This is a genomic window from Streptomyces sp. NPDC059010, assembly GCF_042740355.1.
Lineage (GTDB): Bacteria > Actinomycetota > Actinomycetes > Streptomycetales > Streptomycetaceae > Streptomyces.
In genome coordinates, this window is the sequence record NZ_JBHYJA010000061.1 from 22,209 (window position 1) to 36,346 (window position 14,138).

General features: G+C 70.9%; 10 protein-coding genes, 1 tRNA gene and 1 riboswitch. Of the genes, 6 read left to right on the plus strand and 5 right to left on the minus strand.

Annotated features, from left to right (window positions below; all coding sequences use genetic code 11):
- The first annotated feature begins 195 nt into the window (after positions 1-195).
- Positions 196-3,480, plus strand: a complete 3,285-nt coding sequence (locus ACFWYS_RS41740) for a S8 family serine peptidase (protein WP_384781360.1) — start codon at positions 196-198, stop codon at positions 3,478-3,480.
- 278 nt (positions 3,481-3,758) lie between these two features.
- Here ACFWYS_RS41740 and ribA read toward each other — a convergent pair whose 3' ends face one another.
- Positions 3,759-4,403, minus strand: coding sequence for a GTP cyclohydrolase II (gene ribA, locus ACFWYS_RS41745; RefSeq protein ID WP_384781362.1), 645 nt, complete (start codon positions 4,401-4,403; stop codon positions 3,759-3,761).
- Positions 4,404-4,514: 111 nt separating this feature from the next.
- Positions 4,515-5,030, minus strand: coding sequence for a MarR family winged helix-turn-helix transcriptional regulator (locus tag ACFWYS_RS41750; protein WP_384781364.1), 516 nt, complete (start codon positions 5,028-5,030; stop codon positions 4,515-4,517).
- 102 nt (positions 5,031-5,132) lie between these two features.
- Between ACFWYS_RS41750 and ACFWYS_RS41755 the strand changes: the two genes are divergently transcribed.
- The 5 genes from ACFWYS_RS41755 (at position 5,133) to ACFWYS_RS41775 (ending at position 10,177) form a co-directional block, all read left to right on the plus strand.
- Positions 5,133-6,266: a dihydrofolate reductase family protein gene (locus tag ACFWYS_RS41755; protein ID WP_384781395.1), complete on the plus strand. Its 1,134-nt coding sequence runs from the start codon at positions 5,133-5,135 to the stop codon at positions 6,264-6,266.
- A gap of 89 nt (positions 6,267-6,355) precedes the next feature.
- A tRNA-Met gene (locus ACFWYS_RS41760) sits at positions 6,356-6,429 on the plus strand.
- A 118-nt stretch (positions 6,430-6,547) separates the two neighbouring features.
- A complete protein-coding gene (locus ACFWYS_RS41765) occupies positions 6,548-7,633 on the plus strand; it encodes a PP2C family protein-serine/threonine phosphatase (protein ID WP_384781366.1) in 1,086 nt (361 codons plus the stop codon).
- 253 nt (positions 7,634-7,886) lie between these two features.
- Positions 7,887-8,044, plus strand: a riboswitch (cyclic di-AMP (ydaO/yuaA leader).
- 11 nt (positions 8,045-8,055) lie between these two features.
- A complete protein-coding gene (locus ACFWYS_RS41770; protein ID WP_384781368.1) occupies positions 8,056-9,084 on the plus strand; it encodes a M23 family metallopeptidase in 1,029 nt (342 codons plus the stop codon).
- Between the two features lie 148 nt (positions 9,085-9,232).
- Complete coding sequence (locus ACFWYS_RS41775; protein WP_384781370.1) at positions 9,233-10,177, plus strand: aldo/keto reductase; 945 nt, start codon at positions 9,233-9,235, stop codon at positions 10,175-10,177.
- A gap of 176 nt (positions 10,178-10,353) precedes the next feature.
- Here the strand turns inward: ACFWYS_RS41775 and ACFWYS_RS41780 are convergent, their stop codons facing one another.
- The 3 genes from ACFWYS_RS41780 to lhgO form a co-directional block, all read right to left on the minus strand.
- The gene (locus ACFWYS_RS41780) at positions 10,354-11,691 is read right to left on the minus strand and encodes a PrsW family intramembrane metalloprotease (RefSeq protein WP_384781372.1); all 1,338 of its coding nucleotides are present in this window, start codon (positions 11,689-11,691) and stop codon (positions 10,354-10,356) included.
- Positions 11,692-11,829: 138 nt separating this feature from the next.
- Positions 11,830-12,681 carry a tRNA (guanosine(46)-N7)-methyltransferase TrmB gene (gene trmB, locus ACFWYS_RS41785; protein ID WP_384781373.1) on the minus strand — a complete coding sequence of 284 codons (852 nt, stop codon included), beginning with the start codon at positions 12,679-12,681 and terminating at the stop codon, positions 11,830-11,832.
- Positions 12,682-12,757: 76 nt separating this feature from the next.
- On the minus strand, positions 12,758-13,966 hold the full coding sequence (lhgO, locus tag ACFWYS_RS41790) for an L-2-hydroxyglutarate oxidase (protein WP_384781375.1): 1,209 nt from the start codon (positions 13,964-13,966) through the stop codon (positions 12,758-12,760).
- Positions 13,967-14,138: the final 172 nt, after the last annotated feature.

Below are 14,138 nucleotides of genomic sequence, written 5' to 3' on the forward strand. Positions count from 1 at the left end.
CCCACTAAGTCCCCACTGACGCATGGCGACTATGCGCCACTCCCCCATCTCCCCACCCTGAACTATCAACAGAAATCGGTCCCTTGAGGAAAGCTTGGCGATCATCCGGGATCACATTCCGGACCGCGGCGGTCGAAGGTGCTCGATCCGGCCGCCGATGCCTACGTTCGCGTTCCTTCAGCACCAGGGATCACCATGCCCCCCACCCCCCACCCGGCCCGGATACCGGGCGCGCCACGCGCCGCCCGTATCGCCGTGGCCGCAGGCCTCGTCGCGGCACTCTCCGCGGCCGGCCCCATACCCCTCGCCTTCGCCGCGGACGGCCCCACCGGCGGCGCCACGGCCGACCGGGGCGTCAAGTCCGCCCACGACAAGCTCGGTTCCGATGACGCCGACCTCCTCGCGGAGGCCAAGGCGCAGCGCGACAAGACCGTCACGATGATGATCGCCACGGCGCCCGGCCAGACCGAGAAGGTCGCCGCGGAGCTGGACGCGGTCAAGGGCGGCTCCGTCGGCCGGACGTACGACAAGCTCGGTTACGTACGGGCCACCGTGCCGACCGGCAAGGCGGACTCGGCCATCGCCGCCGCAGCGAAGCTGTCCTCCGTGCAGGCCATCGACCTGCGGGACGAGATACCCCTCGAAGAGCCCCGCCTCGACAGCGGCGGCAAGTCCGGTGCCTCCGCGGCCACTTACCCCGGCCCGGACAAGAACACCCCCGCGAAGAACCCGTACAACCCGTCCTTCGAGACGGGCGCCGTCGACTTCGTGAAGCAGAACCCGAAGGCGGACGGGCGCGGCGTCACCATCGGTGTCCTCGACACCGGCGTCGACCTCGCCAGTCCCGCGCTGCAGAAGACCACGACCGGCGAGCGCAAGATCGTCGACTGGGTCACCGCCACCGACCCGATCGCCGACGGCGACGGCACCTGGCAGGCGATGACCACCACAGTCTCCGGCCCGTCCTTCACCTACGGCGGCAAGAGCTGGAAGGCCCCCCAGGGCTCGTACGGGATCAGCACCTTCCGTGAGGCCGTCACCGACCAGGGCGAGGTCAAGGACGGCGACGCCGACGGCGACGTGAACCGCGACGGCGACAAGACCGACGACTGGGGCGTCCTGTACGACCCGGCGGCCGGCACGGTCACCGTCGACGTCGACGACAACGGCGACTTCACCGACGACACCCCGATGAAGCCGTACAAGAACGGCTTCCAGGTGGGCCACTTCGGCACGGACGACCCGGCGACCGACATCCCGGAGAGCCAGGACTTCGTCGTGGAGATCCGCAAGGACGTCCCGATGGATCCGCTGGGCGGCGACTGGGTCGGCAAGAAGTCCGACTTCGTCAACATCGGCCTCACCGCCGGTGCGCACGGCAGCCACGTGGCCGGCATCACCGCCGCCAACGGCATGCTCGGCAGCAAGCACATGAACGGCGCCGCCCCCGGCGCGAAGATCGTGTCGTCCCGGGCCTGTATCTTCGGCCCCGGCTGCTCCAGCGTCGCGCTCACCGAGGGCATGATCGACCTCGTCGCCAACCGCGGCGTCGACGTCGTCAACATGTCCATCGGCGGTCTGCCCCCGCTGAACGACGGCAACAACGCCCGCGCCGAGCTCTACACCCGGCTCATCGACACCTACGGCGTCCAGCTCGTCATCTCCGCCGGCAACTCCGGCCCCGGCGCCAACACCATCGGCGACCCCGGCCTCGCCGACAAGGTCGTCTCGGTCGGCGCGGGCGTCTCCAAGGAGACCTTCGCCGCCAACTACGGCACCGGCGTGCGCAACAAGTACCAGCTGTTCAACTTCTCCTCGCGCGGCCCGCGTGAGGACGGCGGCTTCACCCCGGCCATCGTCGCCCCCGGCTCCGCGGTCAGCACCATCCCGGCCTGGATGCCCGGCGCGCCGATCGCCGAGGCGGGCTGGAAGCTGCCCGCCGGGTACGCCATGTACAACGGCACCTCGATGGCGTCCCCGCAGGCCGCGGGCGCGAGCGCGCTGCTGCTGAGCGCCGCGAAGCAGCAGAACATCAAGCTGACGCCCCAGAAGCTGCGCACCGCGCTGACCTCGACGGCCAAGCACATCGAGGGACTTCAGGCGTACGAGGAGGGCCCGGGCCGTATCGACATCGTGGACGCCTGGAAGGCCGTGAAGGCCGGAGCCACCGCCCACGACTACGCCGTCAAGGCCCCGGTCGACACCGCGCTCGACCAGGCGCTGAAGACACCGGGCTTCGGCACGGGCGTCTACGACCGTGAGGGCGGCCTCAAGGCAGGTCAGAAGCGGACGTACGACGTCACGATCACCCGCACCTCCGGCCCGGCCGGCTCGCTCCCGCACACCCTGCGCCTGGCGAACAACAAGGCCCGCACCTTCTCCATCGCCGGCCCGAAGGTGGTCGACCTGCCGCTGAACAAGCCGGTGACCGTCAAGGTCCAGGCGGCTCCCAGGAACGCGGGCATCAAGAGCGCGATCCTGCAGGCCGACGACCCGCGGACGGTCGGCGTCGACCAGCAGATCCTGACGACGGTCGTGGTCTCCACGCCGGTCAGGCACACCTTCACCGCGTCCGGCTCGGTGGAGCGCAACGCCTTCAAGTCCTACTTCGTCACCGTCCCCGAGGGCGCCAAGTCCCTCCAGGTCACGCTCGGCGGCCTGAAGGAGGGCAGCCTGACGAAGTTCAGCGCCATCAGCCCGTACGGCGTCACCGCCCCCGACAACGACCCGAAGACGACGGACATCGCCTCCTACGAGGACCCGCTGCCCGGCGTCTGGGAGATCGAGGTCGACTCGCGCCGTACGTCGCCCCTGCTGGACAACCCCTACAAGCTGAACGCCACCGTCTACGGCGCGTCCTTCGACCCGGAGGCCGTGACCGTGCCGGAGGCCGAGGTGGGCACGCCGGTCGCCGCCTCCTGGACGGTGACCAACAGGCTGGAGGCCGTCGAGGGCAACCTCAAGGGCGGCGCGCTCGGCTCCTCGAAGACCGCGCGGCCGACCATCGCCGACGGTGAGACGCAGACCAGCAAGATCGAGGTGCCCGAGGGCACGACCTCGCTGGACGTCGCCATCGGCAACGTCTCCGACCTGGGCGCCGACCTCGACCTGAACGTGTACGACGCCGCTGGCAAGCTCGTCGGCCAGTCCGCGGACGGCGACGCCGAGGAGTCCGTCTCCGTCGCCGACCCGGCCGCCGGTACGTACACCGTGGAGGTCGTCGGCTTCGAGGCACCGTCCGGCAAGACCGCGTACGACTACCGGGACGCCTTCTTCTCCTCCGCGCTCGGCTCGGTCAAGGTCGACGAGTCGGCGCCTGTGAAGCTCGGCACGGGCGACTCCGCGAAGGTCTCGGCGGACGTCACCGTGACCCGCACCGTGCCCGAGGGCCGGCAGCTCTTCGGTGAGCTACGGCTGGTCAACACGCGCGGGACGACCGCGGGTGTGGGCGGGGTGACGATCCAGAAGGTCACGCCGTAGCACCGTAGGAACAGCGGTCACCGTAGGAACAGCAGTCGAGGGGGGGGGGGGGGGGGGGGGGAGGCGCCCCCCACCCTGATTCATGATTTAGTAGGGTTGGTTGTGCACACCACACAGACCCCAAGGGGGCCGCAGCGGGCGGGGGGGGGCCTCTAAAAACGTCAAGACCCGGCTAAACACGATACCCACCCCCCACGACCTATCAACCAGGTCCGCGGGGGGGGGGCAGCCCCCCGCCCCCCCCCCCCCTTCGTTCTGCCGTTCGTTCTGCCGTTCGTTCAGCCCACGCCGAGCTCCGCGAGGGCGCCCAGCGGCAGGGTGTGCTGGGTCTGGAGGACCTTGGCGCGCAGGTAGCGGACGTTGTCGGGGGTGGCGAAGACGCCGGTCGGCACCCGGTCGCGGACCTCGATGCCGAGGCCGCGCAGCTGGTCTGCCTTGTCGGGGTTGTTGGAGAGCAGGTCCAGTTCGCCGAGGCCGAGGGCGGTGAGCATCTGGGCGGCGGCCGTGTAGTCGCGGGCGTCCTCGGGCAGGCCCAGGGCGGCGTTCGCGGCGTAGGTGTCGAGGCCCTGGTCCTGGAGGGCGTACGCGTCGAGCTTGTTGTAGAGGCCGATGCCGCGGCCCTCCTGACGCAGGTACAGCAGGACGCCGCCGCGCTCGGCGATGCGCTCGACGGCCTCGCGCAGCTGGGGGCCGCAGTCGCAGCGGGCCGAGCCGAAGACGTCGCCGGTCAGGCACTCGGAGTGCAGACGGACCAGCGGGGTGGTGCCGGGGGCCGGGTCGCCGAGGACGACGGCCACGTGCTCCAGGCCGTCGGCCAGGCCGTGGAAGGTGACCAGTTCGGCGTCGACGCGGTAACCGTCCTGGAAGCGCAGCGGGACCCGGACACGGGCGCGCTGGGTGGCGGCGGCGGTGAAGTCGGGCATGCGGGATCTCCGGGTTCCGTACGTGGTGACCTGCTTCAGATTTGAAGCAGCTCCTCGGGTCAGGACCCTACCCCATGCTTTAAATTTGAAGCAACAAAATTGTCGTGCACGTCACGAACATGACTTGCCGGACCGTCGCCGCCAGGGCACGTCGTCCGCGGTGGGGTGGGCGCTGTCCCCCTGGAACCCCTCGCCGACCGCCGTGAAGATCTCCTCCAACTGCCCGACCTGCTCCGGGGTCAGCCGGTCGAAGAGCAGTGACCGTACGGTCTCCACATGCCCCGGGGCCGCGCGCTCCAGGACCCGCATCCCTTCCTCGGTGATCGTCGCGATGCTGCCCCGCTTGTCCCAGCGGCAGTCCTCGCGCCGCACCAGCCCGTCCTTCTCCAGCCGCGTCACGGCGTACGTCAGCCGGCTACGGGTGATCTTCAGCCCCTCCGCGAGGTCGGTCATCCGCAGCCGGCGCTCCGGAGACTCGGACAGCGTGGCGAGGATGGAGTAATACAGGTGGGGCATGCCGGCCTCCTGCTGGAGCTGCCGGTCCAGCGCGTCCTCCACGAGTGCGGCGGCGCCGATGTACGCGCGCCAGGCGCGCTGCTCCTCGGGGGTGAGCCAGCGAGTCGTCATGCGACCAGTGTAAGTTTGTTTCAAACTTGAACCAAGCCCATGAGTGCCCTGACCGTCCGCACCGCCCTGACCACCGAGAACGCCGAGCCGGAGAGCGCGCCGATGCCGTCGTACCCCTACGTCCTGCTGTCCGCCGCCGTCTCCCTGGACGGCTGTCTCGACGACACCACCCCCGAGCGGCTGCTCCTGTCCAGCCCGGCCGACTTCGACCGGGTCGACGAGGTACGGGCCTCCGTGGACGCCATCCTCATCGGCGCCGGCACCATCCGGGCCGACAACCCGCGGCTGCTGGTGAACTCGGCCGAGCGCCGCGCCGCGCGGGTGGCCGCCGGCCGGCCGGAGTACCCGCTGAAGGTCACGGTCAGCGCGTCCGGCGAACTGGATCCGATGGCGAACTTCTGGCACACGGGCGGCGAGAAGATCGTCTATACGACGGAGAAGGGCGCGGAGCGGCTGCGGCGGACGCCGGTCGCGGCGGACGTGGTCGCACTGGGCGCGGAGCTGGACTGGCGGGCCCTGTTGCAGCACCTGCGCGAGGTGCGCGGTGTGGACCGGCTGATGGTCGAGGGCGGCGGCACCATCCACACGCAGCTGCTCCAGCAGGGGCTGGCGGACGAGCTGCAGCTGGTGCTGGCGCCGCTGTTCGTGGGGGACGCGAAGGCGCCGAAGCTGTTCGGGCCCGGCGGATACCAGGGCGGGCGACTGCGGCTGGTCGAGACACGGCGGATCGAGGACGTGGTGCTGATGCGCTACGAGCCCACGGCCCCGGGTGCCGGACCCCTTCCCTCCGCCGCGGACCGGCACTGGCTGGCGCTGGCGTGCGAGCTGGCGGCCCAGTGCCCGCCGTCGGAGACGGCCTTCAGCGTCGGGGCGGTGGTGGTGGCCGCCGACGGGACCGAGCTGGCGCGCGGACACTCCCGGGAGGGCGGCGACCCCGTGGTCCACGCGGAGGAGGCCGCGCTCGCCAAGATCACACCGGGCGATCCGAGGCTGGCCTCCGCGACGGTGTACAGCAGCCTGGAGCCATGCACCCGGCGCGCGTCGCGACCCGCGCCGTGCGCGCGGCTGATCCTGGAGGCCGGGGTGCGCCGAGTGGTCACGGCCTGGCGGGAGCCGGACACGTTCGTGGCGGGGGCCGACGGGAGTGGGGCACTGGCGGGGGAGGGCGTGGAGGTGCTCGTCCTGACGGAGTACGAGGACCGGGCGAAGGCACCGAACAGGCATCTGTCGGCCTAGGGCCGGCTAGTGATCCAGCTCTCATCGGCGGCGTCGAGGGAAAGCCGTGTGCGTTCGGTCCTGCGGATGGCGTACTATTGAGTCATCGCCGCGGGGTGGAGCAGCTCGGTAGCTCGCTGGGCTCATAACCCAGAGGTCGCAGGTTCAAATCCTGTCCCCGCTACTGATTGCTCAGGGCCGGAACTGATTCAGTTCCGGCCCTGAGTGTTTTCCAGGCTCCCCCGACCCTCGGTCGGCCTCCAGCACTCGCCCCTCGCCCCCGCTTCCGCAACCCTGGTGACGTGGAGGAACGGCGGATCTCATACGCACGCCGGTTCGTCCGGCTGCTCCCCGCCCTGCTGATCGCGGCCGGAGCCGTCTACGACTTCGTCACGCCCACCGACTTCACCGGCGCCCCTTTCTTCACCGCCGCGCCCCTGGTGGCCGCCCCCCTCTACTCACGGCGCGGCACGGTGGCCACGGGCGTCGTGGCCGTCGCCGTCCTGCTCGCCCTCCGTATCCCGCGCGGCGACCCCTCCCGGGCCGAGACGATCACCGAGCTGGTCACCGTGGTGGTCGTCTCCGTCCTGGCCGTCCTCATCAATCTCCTCGTCCGCCGCAGCGACGAGCGCCTCGCCTCCGTGCGCGAGATCGCCGAGGCCGCCCAGCGTGCCGTACTGCCCGAACCCGCCGAGCGGATCGGCGGTTTCCAGATCGCGGCACGCTACGAGGCCGCGCAGGAGGGCGCCTCCATCGGCGGTGATCTGTACGCCGTGCAGGACAGCCCGCACGGTGTGCGGGTCGTCGTGGGGGACGTGCGCGGCAAGGGGATGGGGGCGGTCGGGGCCGTCGCCGTCGTCATCGGGGCCTTCCGTGAGGCCGCCGAGCAGGAGGCCACGCTGGAGGCGGTCGCCCAGCGACTGGAGCGGGCCCTGGCGCGCGAGCGCACCCGGCGCGACGGCGTCGACTCCCGCGAGGGCTTCACCACCGTCGTCCTCACCGAACTGCCGCACGGCGACAGCGTCGTCCGCATCGTCAACCGGGGGCACCCCCCACCGCTCCTCCTCTACGCCGACGGCACCGTGCGCTCGCTGCACGCCACCGAGCCCGCGCTGCCGCTCGGCATGGCCGAACTCGGCACCTGGCCCGACCGTGCCGAGGAGGCCGGCTTCCCGAGCGGTGCCACGCTGCTCCTGCACACCGACGGCCTCTCCGAGGCACGGGACGAGACCGGACGGTTCTACGACCCCGAGGCCGGCCTCGCGGGCCGGGCCAACGTCGAGCGCGAGCCGGCCGCGCTGCTCGACGTGCTCTCGGCCGAGGTGCGCCGGCACTCCGGGGGCGGGATGGCGGACGACATGGCCCTCATCGCCGTACGCCGTCCCTGACCGTCGTGACAGTCCCCTGATCGTTGTCACCGGACGTGATCGAGTGACCCCCCTCCGCATAACAACTGACATACCGTCAATACCTGTGTGGCCCCTGAGCCTTGGCCAACTCGCCCGATTTGGCCCGCTCGTGCCCCGTAAGTCCAGGCGAAAATCGTTAATGATCAAGCGGAACAGCTTGGAATCCGCACCCCGGGTCTATTAACGTTCGATAACGCAGCGCGGTAGTCCCAGCCGTCACAAGAGGCGGCTCCGTGCGCACGCGCCGAGTCCCGCAAGGGAGCCGGGGAACCACCACCCTGGGGTGAATCGCGCGAATATCGCCGGGAAGTCACGGTTGGTATACGCGCGTAGGAGACCTTCCTGCTCCGAACCCGTCAGCTAACCCGGTAGGCGAGAAGGAAGGAAAGGAGCACGCCCACGTGGCGTCCAACAGGCCTGCTACGCAAGCCCCGTTTGTGCCGAGTCAGCGCAGTAACGACACCTTCGGCTACGACCGCTACCGCACCGACGAGGGCCCGTTCGAGGAGTGGAACCCCACCGCGGAGTCCATTCGTCCCGTTCGTGGCAGGCACCGCGTCTCCAAGCAGCGGGGCGGGGGACTCGCCCGCAGCTCCACGGTTCTCGGCGTCGGTGTCATAGCCGCCGTCGGCGCGGGCGGCATGGCCAGCGCGCAGAGCGGCAAGCCGCCCGTCGCCATCACCATGCCCGACCTGCCCCTGATCTCCGACGACGACTCCGCCGCGGCCGCCGAGGACACCACGACCGCGCTGAGCACCATGGGCGAGGCGACCGAGGAGACCGCTCAGGGCTCCGGTGACGCCGGCGAGGCCCTGCGGGCCCGGATCATCGCCCAGGTCGAGCAGCAGCAGGACCAGATCGACAGCAAGGCCGCCGCCGACGCCGTCGCCGCCGCCGAGAAGGAGGCCGCCGCCGCGGCCGCCAAGGCGGAGAAGCAGGCCGAGGAGAAGGCCGCCGCCGCGAAGGCCAAGGCCGAGGAGGAGGCCCGCAAGAAGGCCGAGGCCGAGCGCCTCGCCGAGCTGGCCAAGCAGTTCACGCTGCCGACCTCCTCGTACACCATCACCTCGACCTTCGGTCAGGCCGGCGCCTACTGGTCCTCCGGCTACCACACCGGCCTCGACTTCGCCGCGCCCACCGGCACGCTGATCAAGGCGATCCACTCCGGCACGGTCACCTTCGCGGGCTGGGACGGCTCGTACGGCTACAAGACGGAGATCACCCTCGACGACGGCACCGAGCTCTGGTTCGCGCACCAGTCCTCGATCAGCGTCAGCGTCGGCCAGAAGGTCAACACGGGCGACGTCATCGGCCGCGTGGGCGCCACCGGCAACGTGACCGGCGCCCACCTGCACCTTGAGGTGCACCCCGGCGGCAGCAGCAGCGGCATCGACCCGATGGCGTGGCTGCGCGGCAAGGGCCTCACGCCCTGAGGTTCCTCCACAGCTGATCACCGGCGGCCCTGATGACACCCCCGACGTCAGGGCCGCCGGTTTCCGTTGCATTCCGTTGCCTTCCGATGCATATGGAATACAGGTGCATGTGGAATACATGCTTCCAGTGCGGGTGTTGGCGAGGGACATGACTTCCCTTCGCAAGCTCGGCTCCTCCGCCCTTGAGGTCTCCCCGCTCTCGCTCGGCGGCAACGTCTTCGGCTGGACCGCCGACGAGGCCCAGTCCTTCGCCGTGCTCGACGACTACACGGCGGCGGGCGGCAACTTCATCGACACCGCCGACTCCTACTCGGCCTGGGTCGAGGGCAATACGGGCGGCGAGTCCGAGACCATCATCGGCAACTGGCTGACGGCACGCGGCAACCGGGACGACGTCGTGATCGCCACCAAGGTCAGCCAGCACCCCGACTTCCAGGGCCTGACCGCGGCCAACATCAAGGCCGCAGCGGACGCCTCCCTGCGCCGCCTCGGCACCGACCGCATCGACCTCTACTACACCCACTTCGACAAGCCGGACGTGCCGGTCGAGGAGATCATCGGCGCGCTGGACGAGCTGGTGAAGGCGGGCAAGGTGCGGCACATCGCCGCGTCCAACATCTCGGCGAAGCGCCTGGAGGCCTCCCTCGCCTTCTCCGACCGCGAGGGCCTCGCCCGGTACGTCGCCCTGCAGCCCCACTACAACCTGGTCTCACGCGACACCTACGAGGGCGAACTCCAGGACCTCGCCGAGCGCGAAGGCCTCTCGGCGGTCCCGTACTACGCCCTCGCGTCCGGCTTCCTCACCGGCAAGTACCGCGCCGGTACGACGGTGGGCAGCCCGCGCGCCCAGGGCGCCGGCAAGCACCTGGAGACCGAGCGGGGGCGCGGGGTGCTGGCCGCCCTGGACGAGATCGCCGAGGCCCACGAGGTGCCGGTGGCCACGGTGGCCCTGTCCTGGCTCGCCTCCCGCCCGACGGTCGCGGCCCCGATCGCCTCGGCCCGCACCCTCGACCAGCTGCCGGCACTGCTGGGAGTGGCGGACCTGACGCTGACGGAGGAGGAGCTGCGGAGGCTGACAGAGGCGTCGGCCTGACGCTCACTTCCTTTCAGCCCGTCCGGCGTTTGAGGACGAGGCCGTTCAGGCCGATGGGGGTCCAGGGGGCGGAGCCCCCTGGCGGGGTCGAAGGGGCAGCGCCCCTGGGGATGGGACGGGTAGGGGCGGCGGGGGCGAGAAAACGACGCCGACCCACCCGCGCCGCCCCACCACGGTCACGTCCGGTACGGGTTGTACACCGGATACGGCGCGGTCGTCGGCCCGTACTGCTGCTGATGCGGCTGAGGCTGCGCCTGCCAATAGACCGGCACCGGCGCCCCGTACCCGTACGTCGCCCAAGCCTGCGCAGCCCCCGCGTGCTCCAGCGCCGGCCGCGCGAACTCCCGCCGCACCCACAGCTCGTGCAGCAACTCCCCTTCCCGTACGACGAAGTCGGCCCCGGCCCGCCCGCGGCGCCCCCGGTGCCGTAGGAACGCCAGGGACGTGGCGTACGCCTCGTACTGCGCGACCGCCCGGGCCGCGGCTCGCCCTCCGCGGTCGCGCGCGTACTGCCGGGCCACCCGCCGTGCCCGCATCGAGCCCAGCACGAACGGTTCGCCCGGGGTCAGCCACCCGGCGACGACATAGGCCGGCAGCTCCTCACGCACGGTCCGCAGCTCACGCTGCCGGGTCCAGATCACCAGCCAGGTCAGCAGCCCGAACGCGGGCACCATGAAGGCGGCGTACACGGCGAAGAACCCGTACTCGCCGAAGGCCGACGAGCCGTTCCACATGGCGTGCATGCCCATGGCCAGCAGCAGCCCGCAGAGCGGGAGGAGAACGCGGCGCACATGCTGTCGCGGGCCCGAGAGCGCCGCGATACCGAAGCCGATGCCGGTGAGGACGGTGAAGAGCGGGTGCGCGAAGGGCGACATGATGACGCGGACGAAGAAGGTCGCCGCCGTGACGGAGGCGATGCCGCGGTCGCCGGAGAGCTGGTCGGTACCGAAGGCGGTACCCAGGTAGAGGATGTTCTCGGTGAAGGCGAAGCCGGTGGCGGTGACCCCGGCTATCACCACGCCGTCGACGATTCCGGTGAAGTCCTGTCTGCGGAAGAGGAAGACGAGCAGGACGGCGACCGCCTTGGCCGTCTCCTCCACTATGGGCGCTATCACGGTCGCGCCGAGGGCGTCCGCGTGCGACGGATCGGCGGTCGCTATCGCTATCCACCTGGTCGCGAAGCTGTTGGCGATGATCGCTATCAGTGCCGCCGCGCAGGCGCCCCAGGCGAAGGAGAACAGCAGATTGCGCCAGGGGCCCGGCTCGACCCGGTCCAGCCAGCGGAAGGACGCGACCAGCAGCGGCACGGGCAGGACGGCGAGCCCGAGCCCGACCAGGAACCCTTCGGTGCCGGTCTGCTCCCGCACCAGGGCGAGGATGACCAGCCCGGAGAGCGCGAGCAGGGTGCTGAGCGCGCCGTAACGGACCCACCGCTTCTGCCACCAGTGCGCGTGCCGCAGTGCGCCGCCGGCGGGACCGGTGGGGTACGTCGGGTACGGGGGACAGGTGGCCACGGCATTGAACCCTAACGAGACAGGGGCGCCGCCCGCAGCAGCGCGAGGGGCTCTGGCGCCGGTGGGGGTTGCTGGCGTTCCTTGCTGTTGTCACCGCTGTTGTCGCGGTTGTTGCTACGGCTGTTCTTCCCACAGCTCCTATGGCTGTACGCGGCGGAAGAGCAGGTCGTTCACCACATGACCCTTGTCCAGTCCCTGCCCCTCGAAACGGGTCAGCGGCCGGAACTGCGGACGGGGCGCGAAACCGCCGTCGGCCTGGGTGTTCTCGAAGTCGGGGTGCGCGGTCAGAACTTCGAGCATCTGTTCGGCATACGGCTCCCAGTCGGTGGCGCAGTGCACGAGGGCACCGGGCTTCAGCCGGGTCGCGGCGAGGCTGAGGAACTCGGGCTGGATCAGGCGCCGCTTGTGGTGCCGCTTCTTGGGCCAGGGGTCGGGGAAGTAGACGCGCAGTCCGTCGAGGGAGTCGGCGGTGAGCATCTCGCGCAGCAGGATGATGGCGTCGCCGTTGGCCACCCGGACGTTGCTGAGCCCGTCCTGGTCGGCGAGATTGAGCAGATTGCCCTGCCCCGGGGTGTGGACGTCGACGGCGAGGATGTTGGTGCCTGGGTCTCCGGCGGCCATCTGCGCGGTCGCCTCCCCCATCCCGAAGCCGATCTCCAGCACGACCGGATTGTCGTTCCCGAACAGCTCGCCGACGTCGACGACGCTCTGCCCGTCGATGTCCAGCCCCCACTTGGGCCACAGCCGCTGCAATGCGTCGGCCTGCCCCGCGGTCACCCGGCTCCGCCGCGGCTGAAAACTCCGGATCCGCCGCTCGAAGTGGGACCCGGCCGGATCGGCCTTGGGCCCGTCCGGGAACCGGGGCTCCCCCTTGGCCCGGGTATGCCGAAGGGACACACCGGGAACATGACGGGACTGCGCCCCGGAGCCGCCGGGCTGCTCGGGGACGCCGGCCGAACCGGCTGCGGGGGCGTTGAGAGAGTCAGACACAGTGAGACCGATTTTACGGGGAGGGCGACGCACTGACGCCGACCGGCACCGTGCCGGGCTCACACCGCCGCCCCACTCACCCCGCTCCCAGCACTCCCAATGCCCTGCGAGCGACCTCCCGCCCGATCGGCAGGGAGGCCGTCGCCGCCGGGCTCGGTGCGTTCAGCACATGCACGGTCCGGTCCCCCTCCTGTATCAGGAAGTCATCCACCAGCGACCCGTCCCGCAGCACCGCCTGCGCCCGCACCCCCGCCGCGGCGGGCACCAGGTCATCGGCCGTCACCGCGGGCAACAACCGCCGCACCGCCTCCGTGAACGCCCCCTTGGACACCGACCGCCGCAGCTCCCCGACCCCGTACCGCCAGTGCTGCCGAGCCATCCGCCACACCCCGGGCCAGGCCACCGTCCCCCCGACCTCCCGCGGCCGTACGACCCCCCACCGGTACCCCTCCCGGGCCAGCGCCGGCACCGCGTTGGGCCCGATGTGCACATCCCCGTCGATCCCGCGCGTGAGATGCACCCCGAGGAACGGGAACGCCGGATCCGGCACCGGATAGACCAGCCCCCGGACCAGCCCGGGCCGCGCCAGCGAGTAGTACTCCCCCCGGAACGGCACGATCCGCACCCCCGGCTCGTCCCCCGTCATCCGGGCCACCTCGTCGCAGTACAGCCCGGCGCAGTTCACCAGTACCCGCCCCCGCACGACGTCCCCGCGCGTGGTCCGCACGGCGACCCCCAGGTCCGCCCGCCGGTCCACCCGCTCGACCTGCGCGCCGTAGCGGATCTCCGCCCCGGACGCCTCGGCCAGCTGCCGTGCGACCCCGACGAAGTCGCACACGCCCGTCGTCCCGACGTGTATCGCGGCGAGCCCCCGCACCTCCGGTTCGTACTCCGCGATCTGCGAGGCGCCCAGCTCCCGTACCGGAATGCCGTTCTCCCGGCCGCGCTGCACCAGTGCGTGCAGCCGCGGCAGCTCCTCCCGCTCGGTCGCGACGATCAGCTTGCCGGTGACGGCGTGCGCGATGCCGTACTCCGCGCAGAACTTGACCATCTCGGCGGCGCCCCGCACCGCGTACCGCGCCTTCAGGGACCCCGGCCGGTAGTAGACCCCGCTGTGGATGACCCCGCTGTTGCGCCCCGTCTGATGCCGGGCGGGTCCGGGCTCCTTCTCCAGCACGGTCACCCGCGTCCCCGGCGCCGCACGCGTGATCGCGAACGCCGTGGACAGCCCGACGATGCCACCGCCGATGACGAGCACGTCACAGTCGTAAGCGAGCGTCCGCACCTGTCCCACCTCCCGGTTTCGATAATGCACTGCGCCACTGACAACGCCCTCAAACCCCGCACGGGACTCCCGCGCCACGACGCCGGGCCGACGAGGTGATTCCCAGGGGGAACCTTTGGCAAGGGCGGGACTTCCGGCCATTCATCGGCCGTGATCCGGCCATGACGTGTTC